This window comes from Serratia sp. EC4 (genome assembly GCF_059652115.1).
In genome coordinates this window covers 1,366,228-1,389,391 of sequence record NZ_JBNIDE010000001.1, presented here as the reverse complement: position 1 = coordinate 1,389,391, position 23,164 = coordinate 1,366,228, and the positions used below count along the sequence as shown (strand labels likewise).

The window sequence follows — 23,164 nt, the reverse complement described above, 5'->3', positions numbered from 1 at the left end:
ATGACGGAACAAATTTCAACCCGGTACGGCAATGAGATCGTTACGGGGCTGATAGAAACCATTGTCAGCAACCGCGAATACCTGAGCGAAATCGACGGCGCCATCGGCGACGGTGACCATGGCATTAATATGTCGAAGGGATTCGCGATGTGCGGCGATGCCATTCGCGGCCGCGAGCTCACGCTGGCGCAGGCGTTCGATGCGGTATCGGATGCGCTGATGGAGGGCATCGGCGGTTCGATGGGGCCGCTGTACGGCAGCCTGTTCATGGGCATGGCGGAGAGCGTCCGTGAGCGCAGCGTGCTGGATAAGCAGGCATTTTTGGCGATGTTGCACGGCGGATTGAGCGAACTGCAGGACATCAGCAGCGCGGGCGTGGGCGACAAGTGTCTGATGGATACGCTGATACCGGCGGTGGCGGCGTTTGAGCAGGCGGCCGGGCGCGGTGACGACTTCGCCGCAGCGCTGGAAAAGATGAGGATCGCCGCGGAACGCGGGCGCGATTCCACGCGCGAGCTGGTGGCGAAAATCGGCCGCGCCAGCCGTCTGGGCGAGCGTTCGCGCGGCGTACTGGACGCCGGCGCGGTATCTTGCTGCCTGCTCTTGACTCGATTGGCGGACGAGGTGGAACAACGACTGAATACCGTTGCCGCTTGAACGCGTTATACTAGCGGGCATTCAGCCTTGTCGGAGGGGCGTGTATCGTCCCTCCGCCATCATCAACCGGCCTGCCGTGGGGAAACGTCTAACGGATGGAAAAACAAACTGTGTCCCAGGATAACGAACTGCTGACCGAAATCGCCGTTGCTTATTATCAGGATGAGATCACGCAGGAAGAGATCGCCAAAAAATTCGGCATCTCACGGATCAAAGTCGGTCGTTTGCTCAAGCGCGCCAAGGAAGAAGGCATCGTCGAGATCAACGTGCGTTATCACCCGGTATTCAGCACCCGGCTGGAACAGCAGATGATGGAGCGTTTTCCCATCAGCCGCGCGTTGATCGCGCTCGACCATCAGGACGAAGAGGAACAGCGTCGGCAGGTGGCGGCGCTGGTGTCCAACTATCTGGCGATGTCGCTGAAAGACGATATGGTGCTGGCGGTCGGCCAGGGACGCAACGTGGCGGCGATCGCCGATCACGTCGGCAGCGTGACGGAACGCAACTGCAAGTTCATCTGCGGCATCGGCGGCACCCACCGTCCGGGCGATGCGATCAACGCCGACCATATCAGTCGGCGCTTGGCGAAGAAGTTCGGCGGCAGCAGCGAGACGCTTTACGCGCCGGCCTACGTCGAAAATCGCGCGCTGAAAGACGCCTTCATGCAGAACGGCACGATCAAGGAAACGCTGGACCGCGCGCGTAAGGCCGATGTGGCGTTAGTCGGCATTGGCGACATGAATGAAAACAGCTATATGGTGAAATTGGGGTGGTTTACGCCGCACGAGATTATCGACGCCAGCCTTAATCAGGGCGTGATCGGCGACATCGCCGGCTATGACTTTTTCAATGCTCAGGGGCAGCATGTCGACACGGTGATGAATGACAGAGTGATCGGGCTGAGCATTGATGAGCTGCGCAAAATCCCTTGCGTGATCGCCATTGCTTCCGAGAATACCAAGGCGTTGGCGATTTTGGGCGCTTTGCGCACCGGCGCCATCGACATTATCGCCACCAGCGCGCTCAATGTGCGCACTATCCTCAACATGTCGCAATAGCGGCACCTGCAAAAAAAAGGGTTCAGCGCCAGGCTGAACCCTCAACGATCTCCTCATTTGACCGATTATTTGCTCAGGTTGACGTCGATCGCCTGATAGAAGGCGTTGGCGGTGTCGGCTATGTCCCACACGGCAAGGATCACGTGCGAACCGCTGCGATCTGCCGGTATGTTGCACTGGTGGGTGACCTGTGCGGCAGGGATGGCGCCGCCGTCGTTGAACTGGCAGAACGGCGTCAGGTCAAAGGAAGCGCGGGTCAGCGGCTGCGAAGCGTCCCAGTTCGGCTTGGTGATGAAATAGCGCCAGCTGGTGGTGCTGTGACGGGCGGTCAGCTTCCAGGTAAAGGAGTTCGGGCCGGTTTTCAGGTTGAGCTTGTTCCAGCGCGTCGGCGTTTGCTGATCCAGTTCGAAGAAGGTGGACTTGTCGGCGCTGGCGATGTGGCCGTCAGCCGGGCCGGCCTGTGGGAAGCCTTTCAGGCCTTCGACGCTCTGCGGTTCGTACTGCACGCTGCCGCACTGCGTGTTGAGCTGCAGTTTGCACTGATAGGCGCGGCTGGCCGGCGATTCGACATAACCGTGAGCATTCGCCTGTTGCGAAACGCCGAACATGGCCGCGCTCAGCAGGCCCAGAGAGAGCAGGGTACGGGAAGTTTTGTTCATAAGTCACTCCTGACTGAAATTATGTTGTAAGTTGAGCGTATTTCACCGACAAAATGAGAGACTAATAACGCAATTGGAAATAACCCTTCTTGTCGGCTTGTTTTATTTTTACCATTCTGGTTTGGCCGTAGATTGGAATGTTTTACCGGCTATTAACGAAAAATATTATGATGACGATCTTTGATCGTTAGGCCGAATTTATTTAACTGTCACAGTGTAAAAGCACGGCGCTATGATGAAATTTATATCAAGTAGTGATGAATAGTATTTAAGATAGCGCTCTCATTTATGAAGTATATTGCTTGTTGCGTTGAGTACCCTTGTTTGATTTGATCGATTTTTGTGCGCCACCACCTTGGGAATTTAGTGTCATTTTTCTTATTTTATTTTAAAGAGGAATTTGTATGACTAGATTATCCCTGGACGCGATTAAAATAATCAGCACCATCAAGAACACCGGATCTTTCTCTATGGCGGCGGAGGCGCTGCATAAAACGCCTTCGGCGATCTCTTATCGGGTTTCCAATATTGAAAGCAAACTCTGCGTGAAACTTTTTCATCGTAATGGCCCCATGATTACCCTGACGGATGAAGGGGAGTTTCTCCTGCAGGAGGGCAGCTGGATATTAAATGCGGTGCAGGATCTGGAAAGCCGGGTGCGCAACATTCCCAAGCTGGACAATAATATCCGCCTGGCGGTAGACACCTTCTTCCCGCTGGAAACGCTGACGCAGGATATCCGCGACTATATTCAGCATTGCCCGAACGCCAATATCTCGGTGCAGCGGGAAGCGTTGAACGGCACCTGGGATGCGCTGAAGAACAACCGGGCGGACCTGATCATCGCCATCGGCCAAATCCCCGACAGCGTGCAGGCCAAAACCCTGATGCTCGGCAAGCTCGACTTTGTGCTGTGCGTGTCGCCTTCTCACCCGTTCGCGGCGCAGAGAACGCCGGTATGCAAGAAGCAGCGGCTGAACGACATCGTGGTCGCGATCGCCGACAGCAGCCATGAGCTGCCTAAACGCAATCACGGCACGCTGCCCTTGCAGCGTCAGTTGGTGGTATGCGATGTGGAAAGCAATCTGGCGCTGCTCAAGCGCGGCATCGGCCACGCTTTTCTGCCGCCTGCGCTGATTGAAAAGGAACTGGCCAGCGGTGAACTGGTGACGGTGCCGGTGGAGATGCAAAAGGGGGACGAAATGATTTGGCTGGCGTGGCATCCGGCCAGCAAGGGCGCCGGGTTTAACTGGTGGCATGAGCGGCTGACGCGCAAAAGCGATGTCTACAGCCTGATGGGCCGCGAAGTGGTGCGGGATGGCGGCTATCCGTGGTGCCACAACTGAAGGAATAGAGACGAAGGGACGCGAAAATCAAACGGTTAACTCAATGAAAACCCCGCAGCATTCGGCTACGGGGTTTTTTTACGGCTTACGCCAGGCGGCCCACCTTCAGCCAGGCGCTGTCTGAGCCGGGCGCCGAGGTGATATAACCCCACTTGGTCTGCCAGACGTAGCCTTGGTAGGACACCAGCGCGCCCTGGGCGTAAGTGGTGCCCGGCACATAGGCCGGCGCGGTCATGATCGGCAGGTTGCCGGGGCCGACGCCGGTGTATCGCAGGCCGGTGCCCATATCCAGCTGGCTGTCGTCGTAGTCTGCGGCGTTGAAATAGCGATCCAGCGCGGCCAGCAGATCGCCGTTGCGGTTGTCTTGCCCCAAATGCCAGAACATTACGCCGCCCAGCTGCTGCTGCTTGATGTACTTCGCTTTGTATTTGAAACTTTCGGCATCGTCATAGGTGACAAACAGCCCGTTCTGCGCATGATACAGATACGGGGTTTTGGTCTTATCGTTCCACAACCGCTGATAGCCGTAGTTGCCCTGCAGCATCTGCTCCAGCTGGCGATAGGAGGCGATGCGCGGATCCTTGTCGCGCACGCACTCGTCGCAGCCCACCAGCCAATAATCGGCGTTCGGATACGGATCTTCGCCCGGCGTGCTGTGGCTGCTGTACTGGCCGCCGTTGCCGCCGCTGACGCCCTTGAAGGCGCGGCCGTAGAAGGGCACGCCCATGACGATTTTGGCGCTCGGCACGCCTTCCATCATCAGGTGCTGCTGCACGGCGGCGTCGACCGTCAGGCTGAACGGGCTGGGGAAGGCGCGGGTCAGCTCTTCCCAGCTCCAGCCCAGATTGGCTTCGCGCAGTGCGTTGTAGAAGGTCGGCCCGGCCGCGTCGCCGAACAGCGCCGCCTGGTGGTTGGTGATCTTCTCCCAGGGGCCGGCCAGATCGTAGGTCATCAGGTTGATGTAATCGAGTGGCGCGACGATTTGCGCCAGCTTGCTGTAATAGCGCGACAGGAAGAAGGCGCCGCCGGCGCCGGCGATGGTCAACTGATACGGCAACGCCTGGCGGCCGTCCGCGATGGTTTGCTGGTTCAGCAAGGTGCGGATCTCCTGCAGCGCGGCGATGAAACCGTCCACTTCCGCCGCCTGCGGATACTCCCAGTCGATGTCCACGCCGTCGAAGCCGTAATCCTTCATGATGCGCACGCAGGATTGGGCGAACTTGGTGCGCGCCGCCGGGGTTTTCACCGCGTTGACGTAGTTGGCGTGCGACACGCCCAGATCGTTGGAGTAGTACCAGCCGCCGATGGAGAACATGATGCGCAGGCTGGGGTTGTGCGCTTTGAGCGCGGTTAAACGGTTGACCACATCGCGCGCCTTGGCGTCGTTGGTGGCCGGATCCCAGGCGCATTCCAGGTTGCTGTTGATATCCAGGAACGAGAAGTTAATGTGCGTCAGCTGTTTGGCTTTGGCCGGCGTGATGTTGGAAACCGGGAACGGCACGACAGACGTATCGGTCTCGGTGTAATTATTGATTTGGTTGGTCGGAATAAAATAATACCCAATAACGGCTTTGCGTGTGGACATGGCATTTCTCCAGAGTGGATGTTTTTCAATGGGGGAATATTCCCCGTCGCCATTAATGTTTATTTTCCTCGAGAATAAAAGTCGAAATAAATCACCATAAGAATGAATTTTTATTAACTGCCGCATGCATTGGCGTTTTATGCGTTGTGCCAACGTTCAGCGTGAATGAATTCGACCATAGGGCCTGTATTTATTCATTTGCTTTGTAATAGCATCCTTAACTAGATTCTGAGTATCCGATGTCCCGCCGGCCGTGATTGGCATTTAATTAAAAATAAAAAGGAGATGAGCTATGTCCAGCATAGGGCCTGACGCTGTTGGCTTAATAGTCCAGCGAGTATGTGAATATCTTCAGCCGGTATTGAACGCCATTCTGGCCGGCGTGATGGCGCTATTACATGGCGCCTACCGCAACGTGGGCATTCGGCGCCGTTTATTGAATGCGGCGATGTGCGCGTTATTGGCCTGGACGGTGCGCGATGCGCTGGCGCTGATGGGCCTGGAATTAAAGTGGGCGAATTTGGCCAGCGTACTGATTGGTTTTATGGGGGCGGATTACATCAACGCCTTAATTAAAAAATTCATCGGCAAAAAGACGGGGTTTAAAAATGTTAAATGACATTGAAGAGATTCGTTTTACCGCCCGCAGCGAAGAGAACCTGCGCGGCGTGCACCCGGATCTGGTGCGCGTTATTCGCCTGGCGCTGCGTTATTCGCTGGTGCCGTTTTCCGTCAGCGAGGGGCTGCGCAGCATGGCGCGCCAGCGGGAAATGGTGCGCGCCGGCAACAGCCAAACGCTGCGCAGCCGCCACCTGACCGGGCACGCGGTGGACGTGGTGGCGATGCCGGCGGGCGTGGCCTCCTGGGAGTGGGATTACTACGCGCAGATTGCGGTGGCGGTGCGGCGCGCGGCGCGTGAATGCGGCATCAACGTCGAATGGGGCGGCGAATGGAAAACCCTCAAGGATGGCCCGCACTTCCAACTGCCGTTCCGGGACTATCCGGCATGAGCGGCTGGCTGCAAAAACTGATGCAGGGCGGCTTGCTGCTGTTGCTGCTGGCGGCCATCTGCCTGGGTGGCTACAGCTCGCTGCTGTCGCACCAGTTGGCGTCTGCGCGGCAACAGGCGGCGGAACTGCAAAAAAGCCTGGCGCAGCAGGCGGGGCTTATCGCCACCTTGCAGACACAGGATGCGCAAAATCGCGCGCTGATGGCGGCGCAGCAGCGGCAGGAACGGCAGTTGCGCCAACAACACGAGGCTTATCAGAGGAAATACCGTGAAGCGATTAAAAACGATCCCTGCGCCGCTCAGCCTCTGCCTGGCGCTGTGTTTGAGCTCCTGCGCCCGGCCGCCGGCGCCGCAGGCCGTGCCGCTGTTGCCCCCTGAGTCGGTATTCGCTCCCTGTGAGCAGCCGCAGTTGCAGGGGGAGACCTGGGGCGATGCGGTAAGCTATGCCCTGGCGTTACAAACCTCGTTACACATTTGCGCCGGCCAGGTGGAGACGCTCAACGCCTGGCGCGCCACGCTGCCGCCGCGCTGACGGCGGCGTTTCTCTGCTCGTCTCGCAGATCTTCTTTTTTTACTTTTAAAACGCTCTTTCGACCAAGGTTATGGCGCGCTTCAAAGTTTGTGATGTTTCTCTCACTATACTTCAAGGCTGTGCCCTGTCATTGTAATTGGGCGCCATGGCCCACGGCAGGGCGCAGCCTCAAAGCCTTACCTCAACATAAAAGCAAAAAACAAAGGAATCCATAATGGACGAACAGCTCAAACAGAGTGCCCTTGATTTCCATCAGTTTCCTGTCCCAGGGAAGATCCAGGTTTCCCCTACCAAACCGTTGGCGACCCAGCGCGATCTGGCGCTGGCCTATTCGCCGGGCGTCGCCGCGCCTTGCCTCGAGATCGCCGAAGATCCGCTGGCGGCCTACAAATACACCGCGCGCGGCAATCTGGTGGCGGTGATTTCCAACGGCACGGCGGTACTGGGTCTGGGCAATATCGGCGCGTTGGCCGGTAAGCCGGTGATGGAAGGCAAGGGCGTTTTGTTCAAGAAGTTTTCCGGTATCGATGTATTTGATATCGAAGTGGATGAGCATAACCCTGACAAGTTAATCGACATTATCGCCGCGCTGGAACCGACCTTCGGCGGCATCAACCTGGAAGACATCAAGGCGCCGGAGTGTTTCTACATCGAACAGAAACTGCGTGAGCGCATGAAGATCCCGGTATTCCACGACGACCAGCACGGCACGGCGATCATTACCACCGCTGCGGTGCTCAACGGCCTGCGCGTGGTGAAGAAGAACATCTCCGACGTGCGGCTGGTGGTGTCCGGCGCCGGCGCGGCGTCCATCGCCTGTCTGAACCTGCTGGTGGCGCTGGGGCTGCGTCAGCAGAACATCACCGTCTGCGATTCCAAGGGCGTCATCTATAAAGGCCGCGACGCCAACATGGAGCAGACCAAAGCCGCCTACGCCATCGAGGATAACGGCCAGCGCACGCTGGGCGACGCCATCCCGAACGCCGACATCTTCCTCGGCTGCTCCGGCCCGGGCGTCCTGACGCAGGATATGGTGAAAACCATGGCGCGCGATCCGCTGATCATGGCGCTGGCCAACCCGGAACCGGAAATTCTGCCGCCGCTGGCCAAAGCGGTGCGCCCGGACGCCATCATCTGTACCGGCCGTTCCGACTACCCGAACCAGGTGAACAACGTCCTGTGCTTCCCGTTCATTTTCCGCGGCGCGCTGGACGTGGGCGCCACCACCATCAACGAAGAGATGAAGCTGGCCTGCGTGCATGCCATCGCCGATCTGGCGCTGGCGGAGCAGAGCGACGTGGTGGCTTCCGCGTATGACGATCAGGACCTCTCCTTCGGGCCGGAATACATCATTCCGAAACCGTTCGATCCGCGTTTGATCGTCAAGATCGCGCCGGCGGTGGCCAAGGCGGCGATGGATTCCGGCGTGGCGACGCGCCCGATCGAAGACTTCGACGCCTATGTGGAGAAGCTGGCGGAGTTCGTCTACAAAACCAACCTGTTCATGAAGCCGATCTTCTCGCAGGCGCGTAAAGAGGTGAAGCGGGTGGTGCTGGCGGAAGGTGAGGAAGAGCGCGTGCTGCACGCCACGCAGGAGCTGGTGTCGCAGGGGCTGGCCTTCCCGATCCTGGTCGGCCGTCCGAGCGTGATCGAGATGCGCCTGAAAAAGCTGGGCCTGCAGCTGACGCCGGGCAAAGATTTCGAAGTGGTGAACAACGAGTCGGATCCGCGCTTCAACGAATACTGGGGCGAGTACTACCAGATCATGAAACGCCGCGGCGTTTCGCAAGAGCAGGCGCGCCGCGCGGTGATCGGCAACCCGACGCTGATCGCCGCCATCATGCTGCATCGCGGCGAAGCGGATGCGATGATCTGCGGCACCATCGGCAGCTACCACGAGCATTACGACGTGGTGAAGAACGTGTTCGGCTTCCGTGAAGGCGCGCACGTCGCCGGCGCGATGAACGCGCTGCTGCTGCCGAGCGGCAACACTTTCATCGCCGACACCTACGTCAACGACGATCCGACGCCGGAACAGCTGGCGGAGATCACCCTGATGGCGGCGGAAACCGTGCGCCGCTTCGGCATCGAACCGAAGGTGGCGCTGCTGTCTCATTCCAGCTTCGGCTCGTCTGACTGCCCGGCGGCGCGCAAGATGCGTAAAACGTTGGAACTGGTGAACGAGCTGGCGCCGGAGCTGGAGATCGACGGCGAAATGCACGGCGACGCCGCGCTGGTGGAGAGCATCCGCCACGATCTGATGCCGGACAGCCCGCTGAAAGGCTCGGCCAACCTGCTGATCATGCCGAACATGGAAGCGGCGCGCATCAGCTACAACCTGCTGCGCGTCTCCTGCTCGGAAGGGGTGACCGTCGGGCCGGTGCTGATGGGGGTCGCCAAACCGGTGCACATCCTGACGCCGATCGCCTCGGTGCGCCGCATCGTCAACATGGTGGCGCTGGCGGTGGTGGAAGCCCAGACCGAACCGCTGTAAGCCCGGGTTGAGTGACTGGCCCCCTGCGCCGTTGGCGCCGGGGGCTTTTTTATGCCTTGCAGCGCGCGGCGATGGCGCGAATATCCTGCGGTGTGGTGCGGCAACAGCCGCCGATCAATTGCGCGCCGAGCGCGCGCCACTCCGCCGCCTGATCGGCCAGGCTGCCGTGTTCGCCGTCGCAGGCGTGCCAGGTTTTGCTGACCGCATCGTAGTGCTCCCCGGAGTTTGGGTAGACCAGCAGCGGCTTGTCGGCCAGCGCGTTCAGTTGACGCAACGCCGGGGCGACCTTGTCCAGCGCGATGCAGTTGATGCCGATCGCCAGCACCTGCGGGTTGCCGCGCAGCGCGGACACGACCTCCGTCAGCGGCGTGCCGTCGCTGAGGTGTTGGCTGTCGCGCAGGGTGAAGGCGAACCAGGCGCCGAGCGTCGGGAACTCCTGCAATAGCGTCAGCAGCGCCTGCAGTTCAGCGAACGACGGCAGCGTTTCGCAGGCCAGCAGATCGACGCCGGCGGCGGCCAGCGCGGCGAGGCGAGGGCGGTGGAAGGCAATGAAGTCATCCTGCGCCAGCCGATAGTCGCCGCGGTATTCCGAGCCGTCGGCCAGATAGGCGCCGTACGGGCCCACCGAGCCGGCGATCAGCAGCGGCGCCGCTTGCGGGTGCGCGGCCAGATAATCGCGGCGCGCCCGCTGCGCCAGCTGCACGCTTTTGGCGATCAGCGCCAGCGACTGATCCTGATCCAGGCCGCGGCGCAAGAAGCCCTGCGGCGTGGCCTGATAGCTGGCGGTGATGGCGCACTGGGCGCCGGCGTTGAAATAATCGAGATGCACCTGATAGATAAGCTCGGGATTTTCAATCAGCACCTTGGCCGACCACAGCGGATCGGTCAGGTCGCAGCCGCGTGCTTCCAGTTCGGTGGCCAGCGCGCCGTCCAGGATCAGCGTCGGCTGTTCGGCCAGCAGGCGGGCGACGGGGTTGTTAACCGACATGTTGTTCTCCCAAAGCATTTTTTTGCCCGGCGCGCCGGGTCAGGAAATAGGTGAGGTAGCACAGGGCGACGAACGGTAGCCCGCAGTAGAGCGCAATGCGCTGCTCCGGATCGAACGCCAGCCCGATGCAGGCCAGCAGGCACAGCGCAAAGCCGAGGATCGGCGTCAATGGATAGCCGGGCGCGCGGTATTTCAGGCCGCTTATCGGCTGGCCGCTGCGCAGGTAGGCGCGGCGGAAAGCATAGTGGGCCGCGCAGATGCTCAGCCACACCGCCACTACCGCAAAGCCGGAGATCGCCGACAGGGCGACGAACACCGTGTCCGGCGCGATCACGCTGGTCAGCAGCGCCAGCACGCCGCCGAGCATGCTGAAGGTCAGGGCGTTGATCGGAATGCCGCGCGCATTGACGCGGGCGAAGTAGGCCGGCAGGGTGCGCTGGTGTGCCAGCGACCACAGCATGCGCCCGGAGGCGTACAGGCCGGAGTTGGCCGCCGACAGGATGGCGGTCAGGATCACGAAGTTGAAGATATCGGCGGCGTAAGGCACGCCGATGCGTTCAAACACCAGCACGAACGGGCTTTTGACGATCCCCGCCTGATCCATCGGGATCAACGCCGCCAGCACGAAGACCGTGCCGATAAAGAATAGCATCAGGCGGATCACCGTGGTGCGGATCGCCAGCGGCACGACTTTTTCCGGGTTCTCGGTTTCACCGGCGGCGATGCCGATCAGTTCCGTGCCGGAGAAGGCGAAGTTCACCGCCACCATGGTCATCAGGATCGGCAGCGTGCCGTGCGGCAGCCAGCCGGAAGCGGTCAGGTTATGCAGGAACGGCGCCGGGGTGCCGTCTTTCATCGGCAGCAGGCCGAACATGGCGGCGCCGCCCAGAATGATGAACGCCAGAATGGTCACCACTTTGATCAGCGAAAACCAGAATTCACTTTCGGCGAAAAAGCGGGTGGTCACCACATTGAGCAGGAAAATCGCCGCGCAGAAGATCAGGCACCACAGCCACACCGGCGACTGCGGGAACCAGTACTGCATGCAGAATCCGGCGGCGGTCAGGCTGGAGCCCAGCGCCACTGTCCAGGTGAGCCAATACAGCCAGGCGACGGCATAGCCGGTGGCCGGCCCCAAATAGCGCGAAGCGTAGACGTGAAAGGCGCCGGTTTCCGGCATCGCCACCGACAGCTCACCCAGGCACAGCATCACCAGATACACCACCAGCGCGCCGATCAGGTAGGCCAGCAGCGTGCCGAGCGCGCCGGTGGTGGAAATGATGTAGCCGGTGTTGAAAAACAGCCCGGTGCCGATCACGCCGCCCAGCGACAACATCACCAGGTGCCGGGCCTTCATGCTGCGTTTGAACTGCCCTGCGGCGGGCGCCGATGCGTGCATAATAATCTATCCGTATAGACGTCTAAATATCTGAATGGCTATTGGTTATACCCGTAATGCCTTTTTAACGCAATGCGCCACCGGCGATAGCCGCGTAAAAAAATCGTTAAGCCGGATCTATATGCAAATGATAATTATTATCTATAATGTTGCCATTTTCGATAATGGGGCAACATGATGAGATATTTGATTTTATTGGCGGCCTTGGCGCTCGGCGCCTGCAGCCAAACGCCGGTGAAGGCGCCGGCCAATGACGTCGCGAGTTTGGGAAGCATCACCGATCTGCACAGCGGTGCGAGCCTGACGCCGGAGCAGCTGTTGACGCGATTGGCGCAGCAGCCGCGGGTGATCGTCGGGGAAAAACATGACAATCCTTACCACCATCAGATTGAGCAATGGCTGGTGCAGCAACTGCCGCAGCGGCGGCCGCAGGGCAGCGTGCTGATGGAGATGATCAACCCGAACCAGCAGGCGCAGGTAGACAAGGTCAAACAGTGGTTGCAGAGCGACCCCACGGTGCGTGACGGCCGCGTGGCGGAGCTGATCGCCTGGCAGCCGGGCTGGAAGTGGGAACTGTATGGCGGGGTGACGATGGCGGCGATGCGCGCGCCATACCCGCTGTGGTCAGCCAACCTGGATCGCAGCGAGATTACGGCGTTCTATCAACAGCCGCAGTTCCCGGCGGGGCAGCTATCGGCGCAGCCAGCGGTGCGCAAGGCGCTGGAAGAGACCATCCGCACTTCGCACGGCGGCAAGATTGAGGCCGACCAACTGCGCGCGATGCTGGCGATCCAGCAGCAGCGCGATCGGCGCATGGCGGAGCGTTTGCTGGCGGCGCCCACGCCCGCGCTGTTGATCGCCGGCGGCTATCACGCCGCCAAATCGGTGGGCGTGCCGCTGCACGTGCGGGATCTGCAACCGGCGGCGGCGGCGACGGTGCTGATGCTGGCGGAGCCGGGCGTACAGGTCGATGCGAACACCGCAGACTACCTGTGGATCACACCATCAGTGAAATGAATACGTTAAGGCAGTGAAAAGGGGTGTTAATTATAGTTGCAAATGATTATCATTAGTAAATGTGATCTGCAATCATTCGCAATTAAGCAAGCTAATGCCCCTATGTTAAGTCAGTCTTATTCCCTTCCGGCCTTTGAGCTGCCGCAGCCGCGCTGGGCGCGCGGCCTGCTGCTCGCCCTGGCGGCGCACGCGGCGTTGGTGCTGCTGTTTTATTGGCCGCAGACGGCGCGGGAGCCGGTGGCGCTGCCGCCGCCGGCGGTGATGATGAGCTGGGCGGCGCAGATTGAAGCGCCGGAAAGCAAGCCGCTGCCGCTGGGCGTGCAGCAGGCGGAGTCCGCCGCGGCGCAGCCCGCGGAGCAGCAGCAACAGCCGGATCTGCCCAAGCTGGCGCGCGCCGATAAAGCAAAAATCGTGACGGCGCAGAAGAAGCGCGCTGAACACCGTCCCCCGCAAAAAGCGCAGCCGAAGCCGCAAGAACAGGCCAAAGAGACGCGCAATGCCGCCGCGTCCAGCGCCGCCGCGCCGCAGGCGCAGACGATCTCCCACCAGACCGCCGCCCCGATCAACAGCGACGCCAACAGCAATGCGCAGGCCAAACTGTCGTGGGAGAGCCTGGTGAAAGGCAAACTGAACCGCATCAAGGATTACCCTTTGGATGCCCGCAGCCGGCGGCGCAGCGGCATGCCGCAGGTCAGTTTCAGCGTTGACGCGCAGGGACGGGTCTCGAACGTCATGCTGCAGGTGCGTTCCGGCACCGCGTCGCTGGATCGGGAAGCGGTGGCGGTGGTGTCGCGCGCCCAGCCGTTGCCGCCGCCGCCGCCGGAGATGCTGCAACAGGGGGCCGTCAAGGTGACGATGCCGATCGATTTCAATCTGGCGGAGCTGAATGCCCGCCGTTAATGCCCGCAGGCGCCGCATCGCCGTCGTGCGCCTCTTCAAACTTCGTGAGGGATTATGAATCCGCTGTTATTCACCCCGCGCCGTCGCATCGCGGCCGCGCTCTGGCTTTCTTTAGGCCTCGCCGGCGCCGCGCTGGCGCAACCGCAGCCGCCGTTGGCGGAACGCGCGCCGAAAGCGCTGACGGCGCATGGCGAGACGCGCACCGACGATTACTACTGGCTGCGCGACGACAGCCGAACAGAGCCGAAGGTGCTGGACTACCTGAAGGCGGAGAACCGCTACACCGAGCAGATGATGGCGCCGTACCAGAAGCTGCGCGCCACGCTGTATCAGGAGATGCTGGGCCGCATGAACCCTGACGATCGTTCGGTGCCGTATCAGCTCAACGGCTATCGCTATCAGGAAAGCTACGCCGCCGGTAAAGATTTCGCGCGGTATCAACGCCAGGCGCTCACCGCCGACGCGCCATGGCAAACCTTGCTGGACGCCAATCAGCGCGCGGCCGGCCATGCCTATTATCGCCTGGGGGCGATGGACGTTAGCCGGGACAACCGCCGTCTGGCGGTGGCCGAAGATCTGCAGGGCCGCCGCCAATACCGCATCTCCCTGCGCGAGTTAGGCAGCGAACGCTGGTCGCCGGAAACGCTGGAAAACACCTCCGGCAACATGGTGTGGGCCAACGACAACCAAACCCTGTTCTACGTGCGCAACCACCCGCAAACGCTGCTGCCGTATCAGGTCTACCGTCATCAGTACGGCACGCCGCCGGCGGAAGATAAACTGGTGTATCAGGAAAACGATCCGGCGTTCTACCTCAGCCTCAGCCGTTCTTCTTCGCGTGACTACCTGATACTCACCATCAGCGGCAACACCACCTCCGAAGTGCGCCTGATCGACGCCAGCCAGCCGCAGCGCGAGCCGCAGCTGTTCGCCGCCCGGCAGAACGGCCGCGAGTATTATCTCGATCACTACCGCGGCGAGTTCTATTTGCGTTCCAACCATCAGGATCCGAACTTCGGCCTGTACCGCACGGCGGCGGCGGGCAAACCCTGGCAGACGCTGATTGCGCCGCAGGCGCAGCACGAGGTGGAAAGCTTCAGCCTGTTCCGCGACTGGCTGGTGGTGCAGGAACGCGCCAACGGGCTGGTGCAGCTGCGGCAAATCAGCTGGGACGGTAAAACCGAGCGCGCCATCCCGTTCGACGACGCCAGCTACATGGCCTGGCTGGGCTATAACCCGGAGCCGGACAGCGATCGGTTGCGCTACGGTTATTCGGCGATGACCACGCCGACCCGCACCTATGAGTGGGATCTGAACAAGGGCGAGCGCACCCTGCTCAAGCAACAGGAAGTGAAAGGCGTCGATCCCAGCCTGTATCACAGCGAACGCATTTGGATCGCGGCGCGCGACGGCGTGAAGGTGCCGGTCTCGCTGGTGTACCGCACATCGCTGTTCAAAAACGGGCATAACCCGCTGCTGGTGTATGGCTATGGCGCTTACGGCATGAGCATGGATCCGGCGTTCAGCGCCAACCGCATCAGCCTGCTGGACCGCGGCTTCGTCTATGCGCTGATCCACGTGCGCGGCGGCGGCGAGCTAGGGCAGCGCTGGTACAAACAGGGCAAACTGACGCACAAACCGAACAGCTTCAACGATTTCATCGACGCCACCCAAGCGCTGATCAACGACGGCTATGGCCAGCCGGGGCGCATCTACGCCATGGGCGGCAGCGCCGGCGGCTTGCTGATGGGGGCGGTGATCAATCAGGCGCCGCAGCTGTACAACGCGGTGGTGGCGCAGGTGCCGTTCGTCGACGTGGTGACCACCATGCTGGACGACAGCATTCCGCTGACCACCGGCGAATACGAGGAGTGGGGCAACCCGCACCAGCCGGCCGCCTATGCGCTGATGAAATCCTACAGCCCGTACGACAACGTGCGCAGGCAGCATTATCCGAACCTGCTGGTCACCAGCGGTTTGTACGACTCGCAGGTGCAGTATTGGGAGCCGGCCAAATGGGTGGCGAAGCTGCGGCGTTTCAAACAGGGCGATTCGCTGCTGCTGCTCTCCACCGACATGACCGCCGGCCACGGCGGCAAATCGGGCCGCCTGGCGCGGCTGGAAAACGGCGCGCTGGAGTACGCCTTTATTCTGGCGGCGGATCGGCAGGCGCAGAAATAACCTTCAGCGCCGCGGCACGCTGCGGCGCAATAAAACAATAACAATCTTTTACCGCGCGTTTCGGCGGACTTTTTGCTGGGCATTGTCGGCCATCAAACCTTATTGGCTATTTCTGGGGATATATGAAAATCAAAATGATAGCGAGCCTGATCGGCGCGGGACTGGCGCTGTACGGGCCGGCTGCGGCCGCGCAGGAACAGGCGGAAAATAATAAAGGCAGCGTGGCGTTCAGCCCGCTCAACGTCTCGGCCGCCGACGGCGGCAAGAGCAGCGAAAAAGAGGCGTTGGCCAGGCCGGGCGCGTTCAGCTCGCGCGACGAAAACAAAAATCTGGAGTCGGTGGACAGCATTCTGCGCAGCATGCCGGGCACCTATACCCAGATCGATCCCGGCCAGGGATCGGTCAGCGTCAATATTCGCGGCCTGAGCGGCTTTGGCCGGGTCAACACCATGGTCGACGGCATCACGCAAAACTACTACGGCAACTCGCCGAGCGACGCGGCGCACGGGGGATTGCCCACCAGCCAGTTCGGGGCGCTGATCGATCCTAACTTTATCGTCGGCGTCGACGTGGCGCGCGGCAACGCCACCGGTTCCGACGGGGTGAACGCCCTGGCGGGCAGCGCCAACTTCCGCACCATCGGCGTGGACGATGTGGTGTTTTCCGATAACCCGTTCGGCGTGCGCACCAAATTCTCGGTGGGCAATAACGGCATTGGCCGCAGCGGCATGATCGCCGTGGGCGCCAAAACCGCCGCTTTTGCCGACGGCGGCAGTCTGGGGGCGATGGCGGCGATCAGCGGCAGCTCCATCACCTCCAACTACAAAAACGGCGCCGGTTTCGACAGCGAGATGTTCAACGTCGATAAAACCTACCGCCAGAACCCGAAATCCCAGCTGTTCAAGGTGGACATCAAGCCGGATGCCTTCAACAGCATCGAACTGTCGGCGCGCAGCTACCAGAATAAAATCACCCGCCGCCACATCGACAGCGACGATTTCTACCTTAAATACCACTACGCGCCGTTCTCCGAACTGATCGATTTCAACCTGACCGCCAGCACCAGCCGCGGCGAGCAGAAGTTCATGTCCGACAACATGGCGGGATTCAGCGACAGCACGGCGAAAAACATCTCCGATGCGCTGGATATCAACAACACCAGCCGTTTCAGCCTGCAGGACGTCGATTTCGCGTTCAGCTACGGCGGCAAGCTGGTGCGCAACGAGTATAAGAAAAAGGCCTCCGGTTTGGTGACGGATGACAATCAGGCGGAAAGCATGCCGGTGGGAATGTCGGGCAAGCAGGATATCTCCAGCCTGTACAGCGGCCTGCAGGCCAACTACGGCATCTGGCAGGGGAATTTCGATCTGAACTACACCGCCTATCGCCTCTCCGGCTATAAGCCGGCCTGTGACGAGCGCGTAGAGTGCTTCCCGCAAGGCGCCGGCAATATCAACCGTAACGAACACGGCTTCAACCCGTCGGTCATGCTGTCGGCGCAGGTGACGCCGTGGCTGCAGCCGTTCGTCAGCTACAGCAAGTCGATGCGCGGGCCGAATATCCAGGAGGTGTTCTTCGCCAACAGCGGCGGCCAGTCGATGAACCCGTTCCTCAAGGGCGAAAAAGCGGAGACCTGGCAGGGCGGGTTCAACGCCAATGCCCACGATCTGTTGTTCAAGCAGGACAGCTTCCAACTGAAAGCGGTCTATTTCGAAACCAGGATCAAAAACTACATCTCCAGCCAAACCTACCTGGTGTGTAAAGACCGCCAGAAGTGCAACCGTTCGCAGGCGACGCAGGAAGAGTGGGATAACGCGGACGTCAACGTCAGCATGACCATGTACAGCAACGCCCCCGAACCGGTCAAAATGCGCGGTGTGGAGATCGAAGCGCTGTACGACGCCGGTTTCGCGTTTACCAAACTGTCGTTAAGCAAGGAGCATACTTCCCAGCCGACCAACCAGGCCAGCAACGTGTTCGGCGCGGGTGATGTCAGCGAACTGCCGGAATTCTACTTCACGCTGGACAGCGGGGTGCGCCTGCTGGACGAGACATTGACGCTGGGCGGGGTGGTGAAATACACCGGCAAGTCGGTGCGCCTGTCGCCTGATTCCACTCTCGATGAAAACGAACAGTTGATGAAGGAGCCGGCGCCGCATATTCCGACCATTATCGATCTGTACGGCACCTATCAGGTGAATCGCAATCTGCTGCTGAAGCTCAGCGTGCAAAACCTGATGGACAAGGACTACTCGGACGCGCTGAACAAGATGAATTCGCTGCCTTCGCAGTCACAAGATTTCACGCCGACCAACACCGCCCGTGGGCGGACTTATATCTTCGGGGGGGAGTTGCGCTTCTAAACCGCAGCAGAGCAGGGCGCAGTCACTGCGCCCGTTTCGCTTGCAGCAGCCATTTGTCCAGCTCGTTGGCGAACTGCTGGCGGTCGCGCTGGTTCAGGGCGTTCGGGCCGCCGGTCTGAATGCCGCTGGCGCGCAGGGTATCCATAAAATCGCGCATGTTGAGGCGCTCGCGGATGGTGTCCGGCGTGTAGCGTTCGCCGCGCGGGTTCAGCGCCACCGCACCTTTCTCGATCACCTCCGCCGCCAGCGGGATGTCGGCGGTGATCACCAGATCGCCCGCTTCGCAGCGGCGCACGATCTCGTTATCGGCCACGTCGAAGCCGGCCGCCACCTGCAGCGAACGGATGTGCTTCGACGGCGGCGTGCGCAATGGCTGGTTCGCCACCAGCGTGACGGTGATGGCGGTGCGATCGGCGGCGCGGAACAGCACCTCTTTGATCACGTTCGGACAGGCGTCCGCATCGACCCAAATCTGCATCATTTCGACTCCTGCAGCCAGTCGCGCACCGGCAGGAAATCGCGCGCCAGCGCCGCTTCCGGGCTGTCGGCCTCCGGCTGGTAGTTATATTCCCAACGCACCAGCGGCGGCATCGACATCAGGATGGACTCGGTGCGCCCGCCGGTTTGCAGCCCGAACAGCGTGCCGCGATCCCACACCAGGTTGAACTCCACATAGCGGCCGCGGCGATACAGCTGGAACTGGCGCTCGCGCTCGCCCCAGGTCAAGGCCTTGCGTTTTTCGACGATCGGCAGATAAGCGTCGAGGAAGCCCTGGCCCACCGCGCGGGTGAAGGCGAAACAATGGTCGAAATCCGGGGTGTTCAGATCGTCATAGAACAGGCCGCCGATGCCGCGCGCTTCGTTGCGATGCTTGATGAAGAAGTAATCGTCGCACCATTGCTTGTATTTCGGGTAGACCTCGTCACCGAACGGCGCGCACAGCTCGGCCGCGGTGCGGTGCCAGTGCACGGCATCCTCTGCGAAACCGTAGAACGGCGTCAGGTCAAAACCGCCGCCGAACCACCACACCGGCGCTTCGCCCGGTTTTTCGGCGATGAAGAAGCGCACGTTGGCGTGGCTGGTGGGCACGTAGGGGCTGAGCGGGTGGATAACCAATGAGACGCCCATTGCCTGGAAGCTGCGTCCGGCCAGTTCCGGACGGTGCGCGGTCGCCGAGGCCGGCAGGGTGGCGCCGGAGACGTGCGAGAAGTTGACACCTGCCTGTTCGAACACCGCGCCGTTGGTCAGCACGCGGCTGCGGCCACCGCCGCCTTCTTCACGCGTCCATTGGTCTTCGGTGAACACGGCGCCGCCGTCGGCCTGGGCGAGCTGCGCGCAGATGTGATCCTGCAGCGCCAGCAGGAAGGATTTTACTTCAGCGATGTTAGGTAAACTCATGCGGGGTCTTTATAGCGTCTGGCTGAACAAGGCGCTGAGTATACTCTTATTCGCCGCCCGCGGCATCAGCGGGGTTTGCGTTGGTGTGCGTCGAAATAGTCGAAGAAGTTGACGATGCCGTCCGCGATGGCGCGGGCGATTTTCTCGCGAAACGCGGTGGTGCCCAGCAGCCGCTCTTCATTCGGGTTGGTGATGAACGAGGTTTCCACCAGCACCGAGGGGATGGACGGGGATTTCAGCACCGCGAACGCCGCCTGTTCGGTGCTGTCGCTGTGCAGATGGTGCACCGGGCGAATTTGACCGAGCACGTGGCGGCCGAGCGTCAGGCTGTTGTTGATGGTGTCGGTTTGCACCAGATCGAACAACACCTGCTGCAGGTAGTTGTCCTGATCCTTGTACTTGCCGCCCGCCACGTCGTCGGCGGCGTTTTCACGGTTGGACAGGTAGCGCGCCATGGCGCTGCTGGCGCCGCGGTTGGAGAGGGCGAACACCGAAGCGCCGGAGGCCGACGGGCTGGTAAAGCCGTCGGCGTGAATCGAAATGAACAGGTCGGCCTGGTGCTGGTGGGCGATCTCGACCCGCTGGAACAGCGGAATGAACTCATCTTCTTCGCGCGTCAGGCGCGCCTCGACGTGATCGTGCTCATGCAGGAAACGGCGCACGTGGTTGGCGATTTCCAGCACGATGTGTTTTTCCTGCGAGCCTTCGTGGCCGACCGCGCCGGAGTCGATGCCGCCGTGGCCGGGATCGATCATCACCCGCTTTTTGCCGCCGGCCGGTTTCGCCGCCGGTTTGCTGTGCTGATTGCGCAGCAGGCCTTCCGCCTTGGCGCTGTGGCTTTTCACGCCGAACAGCGCCACCGCCAGGCCGGAAAGCAACAGTTGGCGTCGCGTCGGGGAAACGGCAAGCGGCTTAAAATTGAGGAATTGTTTACCCTGCTTTTTCATTACGCAACGCTCCGTCGACGTTTCTATTTTGCGACGTTATATCGTATTGATAATCATTAATCGACCCGATAACTATTTCCATTTATTACGCCTGTTACCGGCGATTTCCGGGCAAAATAGCGCGCTAAATCGCAGTTTGATATTGCGTAAGTGAATAATCACGCGATAATCAGATAAACACCTTAATTAACAGCGGCCAACATCGATGGAAATTCGCGTATTTCGACAAGACGACTTTGAAGAAGTCATTACCCTGTGGGAGCGCTGCGATCTGCTGCGGCCCTGGAACGATCCGGAAATGGACATCGAGCGCAAGCTGAACCACGATCCGGAGCTGTTCCTGGTGGCGGAAGTCGGCGGCGAAGTGGTCGGTTCGGTGATGGGCGGCTATGACGGCCACCGCGGCTCGGCGTATTACCTCGGGGTGCATCCCGACTATCGCGGGCGCGGCATCGCCAATGCGTTGATCAACCGTCTGGAGAAGAAGCTGATCGCCCGCGGCTGCCCGAAGATCCAGATTATGGTGCGCGAAGACAACGACACGGTGGTTGAGATGTACGAGAAGCTCGGCTACGAAATCCAGGGCATCACCAGCCTGGGCAAGCGGCTGATCGAAGATCAGGAATATTGATCGAGCGGCGGACGGCGGTATAGCCCGCCCGCCGCATCGCATTACGGCAGCTTTTTGACGGTTTTCACGTCCACTTCGAGGCTGTTCCAGTCTTTATCCACTTTCCCTTCCAACTGCACCTTGTCTTTCGGCGTAACGGTCTGGCCGTTCCAGCGTTTGCGATCGATATCGACCGTCAGGGTGCCGGTGGCGTCGCGGAAGGTATAGGTTTCGTCGCCGATGCGCTGCTCGATGTTGCCCTGCAGCATCACCCAGGTGTCGTCGCTCAGCGATTTCACCTTGTCCACGGTGGTCAGCGCCGCGCTGGGGCCGGAGAAACCGCCCTGCGGAGCGGGTTGCGTTTGCGCCTGCGGCGCGGCCGGATCGAGGAACCCGCCTTGTTGCGCCAGTACCGGTGCGCTGCACAGCGCGATCAGAGCGGCCAGAGTCAGTTTTTTCATGTTGCGCTTCCTTATCGTTATTGAAAATCACATCCCGCTGATATCGGGGGCTTGCTTAGTGATAAGGATTAAAACACGCCGATCTTAAGAGCTTCTTAAGCCGACGCATTGAAATTCCCATCGCCGGCGCCCATCTGTAGCCATAGTCTTTATTCTGTTGGCAAGGAACGATCGTTGAAGCCATTCTCACCCCGGTTTTCCCCGGATGATTACGACCAGCACGGCGCGCTGCGGCTGCCGCTGGGATTTTGGGCCGTGCTGATTTTGCAGGCGCGCACTTGGCTATTGTTCGTGATGGCCGGCGTTTCGCGTGAGCAGGGCGAAAGCTTGCTGGCGCTGTTTTATCCGGATACCCAACGCTTTTGGTACGGCATGCTGCTCGGTCTGCCGGCGGCGCTGGCGTTTTTGCTGAGCGGCCGTCGCCACCAATGGCCGCGGCTGTGGCGCGGTTGGCGCTGGGGGCTGGCTGTCTCGCTGCTGGCGTCGCTCGGCGGCTCGCTGTTCAGCCTGTGGCGCCAGGACGGCGATGCGCCGGGGCTGGAGCTGGCGTTGGCGTTACTCGACGCGCTGGCGCTGAGCTATCTGTTGCTGAATGCGCGTCTGAAAGCCTGTTTCGCGCCGGCGGGGCGCGCCGACTAATTGCCGAGAAGTGCGGCACTTTTCGCATTTTCCGCACTCCAAGCTGGCAACCGTTGGCGTAGTGCGGGCCGTTGTGAGAGGCTGGCATGCAGCAAAACGCCGAGTGCGGCAGGGGCGGGTTACCGCCCCGTGCCATTGATGTTTAAGGAGCTAGAGATGAATATTCGCCCCCTGTTGTTAGGGCTTCCGCTGTTACTGACCGGCTGTTCGAGCATGTCCAATTTCTCTTGGTCCAGCCTGTCGCCGTTCAACTGGTTCGGCAGCAGCCTGGAGGTCGGCGCCAAGGGCGTCGGCAAGCTCAATGCCGGCACGCCGATGTCGGAAAGCGCCATTAATGACGGGCTGGACGGCAACTACCGCCTGCGCGGCGGCATGGCGACCAACAACGGCCAGATCGTCTCTTATTACCAGGCGCTGTCCGGCGACGAAGTGAAACTGGTGATCACCGGCGAACCGAAAGGGCGCCTGCAGCGCGTGGACGTGCTGGATCCGAAAGTGGCGACGGAGTGGGGCAACAAGCTCGGCACGCCGTTCGGCGATATGTACAGCAAGGCGTTCGGCTCTTGTAAGCCGGGCAGCGGCGAAGACGCCGGTAAAGTGGAGTGCGTGGCGGAGCAGAGCAAGTACGTCACCTACATCTTCAGCGGCAAGTGGGCCGGGGCGCAGGATATCATTCCGCCGGACGACACCCTGAAAAGCTGGACGGTCAGCAAAATCATCTGGCACGCCAAGCCGCAGCAGTAATGCGTTCAACGGGCGCCGGTTCGCGGCGCCTGCCTTTTCAAGCCATTACCCCTATTTTCTTTGCGCTGCTGCAAGGCAATCGCCCGCGCTTGCGGTATGATAGCGCGCGTTTGTAACAGGGAACCCGCGCGTCAACCGCCATACCTGTTGCCTGGTTTTGGTATTGAGGATAACAAC

General features: G+C 60.7%; 23 protein-coding genes. 15 read left to right on the top strand and 8 right to left on the bottom strand.

What is annotated here, in order from left to right:
• Positions 1-657 carry a dihydroxyacetone kinase subunit DhaL gene (dhaL, locus tag ACP39K_RS06550; RefSeq protein ID WP_206359174.1) on the top strand — a complete coding sequence of 219 codons (657 nt, stop codon included), beginning with the start codon at positions 1-3 and terminating at the stop codon, positions 655-657.
• Positions 658-752: 95 nt separating this feature from the next.
• On the top strand, positions 753-1,715 hold the full coding sequence (locus tag ACP39K_RS06545) for a sugar-binding transcriptional regulator (RefSeq protein ID WP_004936575.1): 963 nt from the start codon (positions 753-755) through the stop codon (positions 1,713-1,715).
• Positions 1,716-1,780: 65 nt separating this feature from the next.
• Here ACP39K_RS06545 and cbp21 read toward each other — a convergent pair whose 3' ends face one another.
• Positions 1,781-2,374, bottom strand: coding sequence for a chitin-binding protein/chitosanase CBP21 (cbp21, locus tag ACP39K_RS06540; RefSeq protein WP_004936574.1), 594 nt, complete (start codon positions 2,372-2,374; stop codon positions 1,781-1,783).
• 404 nt (positions 2,375-2,778) lie between these two features.
• Between cbp21 and ACP39K_RS06535 the strand changes: the two genes are divergently transcribed.
• The gene (locus ACP39K_RS06535) at positions 2,779-3,720 is read left to right on the top strand and encodes a LysR family transcriptional regulator (protein ID WP_033639688.1); all 942 of its coding nucleotides are present in this window, start codon (positions 2,779-2,781) and stop codon (positions 3,718-3,720) included.
• A gap of 85 nt (positions 3,721-3,805) precedes the next feature.
• Here ACP39K_RS06535 and chiB read toward each other — a convergent pair whose 3' ends face one another.
• Entirely contained in the window at positions 3,806-5,305 is a 1,500-nt protein-coding gene (chiB, locus tag ACP39K_RS06530) for a chitinase ChiB (protein ID WP_016926761.1), read from the bottom strand.
• Between the two features lie 292 nt (positions 5,306-5,597).
• On the opposite strand from chiB, the gene ACP39K_RS06525 reads away from it, so the two are divergent.
• The 5 genes from ACP39K_RS06525 to maeB all read left to right on the top strand — a co-directional run bounded on the left by ACP39K_RS06525 (position 5,598) and on the right by maeB (position 9,340).
• The gene (locus ACP39K_RS06525; RefSeq protein ID WP_033639689.1) at positions 5,598-5,924 is read left to right on the top strand and encodes a phage holin, lambda family; all 327 of its coding nucleotides are present in this window, start codon (positions 5,598-5,600) and stop codon (positions 5,922-5,924) included.
• A 10-nt stretch (positions 5,925-5,934) separates the two neighbouring features.
• A complete protein-coding gene (gene chiX / locus ACP39K_RS06520) occupies positions 5,935-6,315 on the top strand; it encodes an L-Ala D-Glu endopeptidase ChiX (RefSeq protein ID WP_459076059.1) in 381 nt (126 codons plus the stop codon).
• Positions 6,312-6,692, top strand: coding sequence for a DUF2570 family protein (locus ACP39K_RS06515; RefSeq protein ID WP_060444452.1), 381 nt, complete (start codon positions 6,312-6,314; stop codon positions 6,690-6,692). Before chiX ends, ACP39K_RS06515 begins: the two co-directional genes overlap by 4 nt.
• The gene (gene lysC, locus ACP39K_RS06510) at positions 6,673-6,846 is read left to right on the top strand and encodes an Rz1-like lysis system protein LysC (RefSeq protein WP_004936544.1); all 174 of its coding nucleotides are present in this window, start codon (positions 6,673-6,675) and stop codon (positions 6,844-6,846) included. Before ACP39K_RS06515 ends, lysC begins: the two co-directional genes overlap by 20 nt.
• 214 nt (positions 6,847-7,060) lie before the next feature.
• Positions 7,061-9,340, top strand: a complete 2,280-nt coding sequence (maeB, locus tag ACP39K_RS06505) for an NADP-dependent oxaloacetate-decarboxylating malate dehydrogenase (protein ID WP_016926766.1) — start codon at positions 7,061-7,063, stop codon at positions 9,338-9,340.
• A 49-nt stretch (positions 9,341-9,389) separates the two neighbouring features.
• On the opposite strand, the gene mmuM is transcribed toward maeB, so the two are convergent.
• Complete coding sequence (gene mmuM, locus ACP39K_RS06500) at positions 9,390-10,328, bottom strand: homocysteine S-methyltransferase (RefSeq protein WP_147827686.1); 939 nt, start codon at positions 10,326-10,328, stop codon at positions 9,390-9,392.
• Positions 10,318-11,727: an S-methylmethionine permease gene (gene mmuP / locus ACP39K_RS06495; protein WP_033639696.1), complete on the bottom strand. Its 1,410-nt coding sequence runs from the start codon at positions 11,725-11,727 to the stop codon at positions 10,318-10,320. Before mmuP ends, mmuM begins: the two co-directional genes overlap by 11 nt.
• Positions 11,728-11,904: 177 nt before the next feature.
• Between mmuP and ACP39K_RS06490 the strand changes: the two genes are divergently transcribed.
• The 4 genes from ACP39K_RS06490 to ACP39K_RS06475 all read left to right on the top strand — a co-directional run bounded on the left by ACP39K_RS06490 (position 11,905) and on the right by ACP39K_RS06475 (position 18,188).
• On the top strand, positions 11,905-12,744 hold the full coding sequence (locus ACP39K_RS06490) for a ChaN family lipoprotein (RefSeq protein WP_033639697.1): 840 nt from the start codon (positions 11,905-11,907) through the stop codon (positions 12,742-12,744).
• A 102-nt stretch (positions 12,745-12,846) separates the two neighbouring features.
• Positions 12,847-13,644, top strand: a complete 798-nt coding sequence (locus tag ACP39K_RS06485) for a TonB family protein (RefSeq protein ID WP_033639698.1) — start codon at positions 12,847-12,849, stop codon at positions 13,642-13,644.
• Between the two features lie 54 nt (positions 13,645-13,698).
• A complete protein-coding gene (locus tag ACP39K_RS06480) occupies positions 13,699-15,825 on the top strand; it encodes a S9 family peptidase (protein WP_161544939.1) in 2,127 nt (708 codons plus the stop codon).
• Between the two features lie 122 nt (positions 15,826-15,947).
• Positions 15,948-18,188: a TonB-dependent receptor domain-containing protein gene (locus ACP39K_RS06475; protein ID WP_049190604.1), complete on the top strand. Its 2,241-nt coding sequence runs from the start codon at positions 15,948-15,950 to the stop codon at positions 18,186-18,188.
• 22 nt (positions 18,189-18,210) lie between these two features.
• On the opposite strand, the gene ACP39K_RS06470 is transcribed toward ACP39K_RS06475, so the two are convergent.
• From ACP39K_RS06470 to amiA, 3 genes are all read right to left on the bottom strand, one after another.
• Entirely contained in the window at positions 18,211-18,666 is a 456-nt protein-coding gene (locus tag ACP39K_RS06470; protein WP_028127767.1) for a YaiI/YqxD family protein, read from the bottom strand.
• Positions 18,666-19,586, bottom strand: a complete 921-nt coding sequence (hemF, locus tag ACP39K_RS06465) for an oxygen-dependent coproporphyrinogen oxidase (RefSeq protein WP_016926774.1) — start codon at positions 19,584-19,586, stop codon at positions 18,666-18,668. Before hemF ends, ACP39K_RS06470 begins: the two co-directional genes overlap by 1 nt.
• Before the next feature lie 65 nt (positions 19,587-19,651).
• On the bottom strand, positions 19,652-20,533 hold the full coding sequence (amiA, locus tag ACP39K_RS06460; RefSeq protein WP_016926775.1) for an N-acetylmuramoyl-L-alanine amidase AmiA: 882 nt from the start codon (positions 20,531-20,533) through the stop codon (positions 19,652-19,654).
• Between the two features lie 205 nt (positions 20,534-20,738).
• Here amiA and ACP39K_RS06455 point away from each other — a divergent pair, with 205 nt between their 5' ends.
• Positions 20,739-21,164 (top strand): GNAT family acetyltransferase, encoded by a 426-nt coding sequence (locus tag ACP39K_RS06455; protein WP_004936504.1) that lies wholly within the window; start codon positions 20,739-20,741, stop codon positions 21,162-21,164.
• A gap of 41 nt (positions 21,165-21,205) precedes the next feature.
• Here ACP39K_RS06455 and ACP39K_RS06450 read toward each other — a convergent pair whose 3' ends face one another.
• Positions 21,206-21,604 (bottom strand): YgiW/YdeI family stress tolerance OB fold protein, encoded by a 399-nt coding sequence (locus tag ACP39K_RS06450; protein ID WP_019453857.1) that lies wholly within the window; start codon positions 21,602-21,604, stop codon positions 21,206-21,208.
• A gap of 174 nt (positions 21,605-21,778) precedes the next feature.
• On the opposite strand from ACP39K_RS06450, the gene ACP39K_RS06445 reads away from it, so the two are divergent.
• Together ACP39K_RS06445 and ACP39K_RS06440 are read left to right on the top strand one after the other, a co-directional pair.
• Positions 21,779-22,243 carry a DUF2919 domain-containing protein gene (locus ACP39K_RS06445; protein WP_033639700.1) on the top strand — a complete coding sequence of 155 codons (465 nt, stop codon included), beginning with the start codon at positions 21,779-21,781 and terminating at the stop codon, positions 22,241-22,243.
• A 156-nt stretch (positions 22,244-22,399) separates the two neighbouring features.
• Positions 22,400-22,987: an RpoE-regulated lipoprotein gene (locus tag ACP39K_RS06440; protein WP_004936494.1), complete on the top strand. Its 588-nt coding sequence runs from the start codon at positions 22,400-22,402 to the stop codon at positions 22,985-22,987.
• Positions 22,988-23,164 lie beyond the last annotated feature (177 nt).

Coding starts and splice junctions, on each gene's coding strand:
- dhaL (WP_206359174.1), top strand. CDS start 1: ATGACGGAACAAATTTCAACCCGGTACGGCAATGAGATCGTTACGGGG.
- ACP39K_RS06545 (WP_004936575.1), top strand. CDS start 753: ATGGAAAAACAAACTGTGTCCCAGGATAACGAACTGCTGACCGAAATC.
- cbp21 (WP_004936574.1), bottom strand. CDS start 2,374: ATGAACAAAACTTCCCGTACCCTGCTCTCTCTGGGCCTGCTGAGCGCG.
- ACP39K_RS06535 (WP_033639688.1), top strand. CDS start 2,779: ATGACTAGATTATCCCTGGACGCGATTAAAATAATCAGCACCATCAAG.
- chiB (WP_016926761.1), bottom strand. CDS start 5,305: ATGTCCACACGCAAAGCCGTTATTGGGTATTATTTTATTCCGACCAAC.
- ACP39K_RS06525 (WP_033639689.1), top strand. CDS start 5,598: ATGTCCAGCATAGGGCCTGACGCTGTTGGCTTAATAGTCCAGCGAGTA.
- ACP39K_RS06515 (WP_060444452.1), top strand. CDS start 6,312: ATGAGCGGCTGGCTGCAAAAACTGATGCAGGGCGGCTTGCTGCTGTTG.
- maeB (WP_016926766.1), top strand. CDS start 7,061: ATGGACGAACAGCTCAAACAGAGTGCCCTTGATTTCCATCAGTTTCCT.
- mmuM (WP_147827686.1), bottom strand. CDS start 10,328: ATGTCGGTTAACAACCCCGTCGCCCGCCTGCTGGCCGAACAGCCGACG.
- mmuP (WP_033639696.1), bottom strand. CDS start 11,727: ATGCACGCATCGGCGCCCGCCGCAGGGCAGTTCAAACGCAGCATGAAG.
- ACP39K_RS06490 (WP_033639697.1), top strand. CDS start 11,905: ATGAGATATTTGATTTTATTGGCGGCCTTGGCGCTCGGCGCCTGCAGC.
- ACP39K_RS06485 (WP_033639698.1), top strand. CDS start 12,847: ATGTTAAGTCAGTCTTATTCCCTTCCGGCCTTTGAGCTGCCGCAGCCG.
- ACP39K_RS06480 (WP_161544939.1), top strand. CDS start 13,699: ATGAATCCGCTGTTATTCACCCCGCGCCGTCGCATCGCGGCCGCGCTC.
- ACP39K_RS06475 (WP_049190604.1), top strand. CDS start 15,948: ATGAAAATCAAAATGATAGCGAGCCTGATCGGCGCGGGACTGGCGCTG.
- ACP39K_RS06470 (WP_028127767.1), bottom strand. CDS start 18,666: ATGCAGATTTGGGTCGATGCGGACGCCTGTCCGAACGTGATCAAAGAG.
- hemF (WP_016926774.1), bottom strand. CDS start 19,586: ATGAGTTTACCTAACATCGCTGAAGTAAAATCCTTCCTGCTGGCGCTG.
- amiA (WP_016926775.1), bottom strand. CDS start 20,533: ATGAAAAAGCAGGGTAAACAATTCCTCAATTTTAAGCCGCTTGCCGTT.
- ACP39K_RS06455 (WP_004936504.1), top strand. CDS start 20,739: ATGGAAATTCGCGTATTTCGACAAGACGACTTTGAAGAAGTCATTACC.
- ACP39K_RS06450 (WP_019453857.1), bottom strand. CDS start 21,604: ATGAAAAAACTGACTCTGGCCGCTCTGATCGCGCTGTGCAGCGCACCG.
- ACP39K_RS06440 (WP_004936494.1), top strand. CDS start 22,400: ATGAATATTCGCCCCCTGTTGTTAGGGCTTCCGCTGTTACTGACCGGC.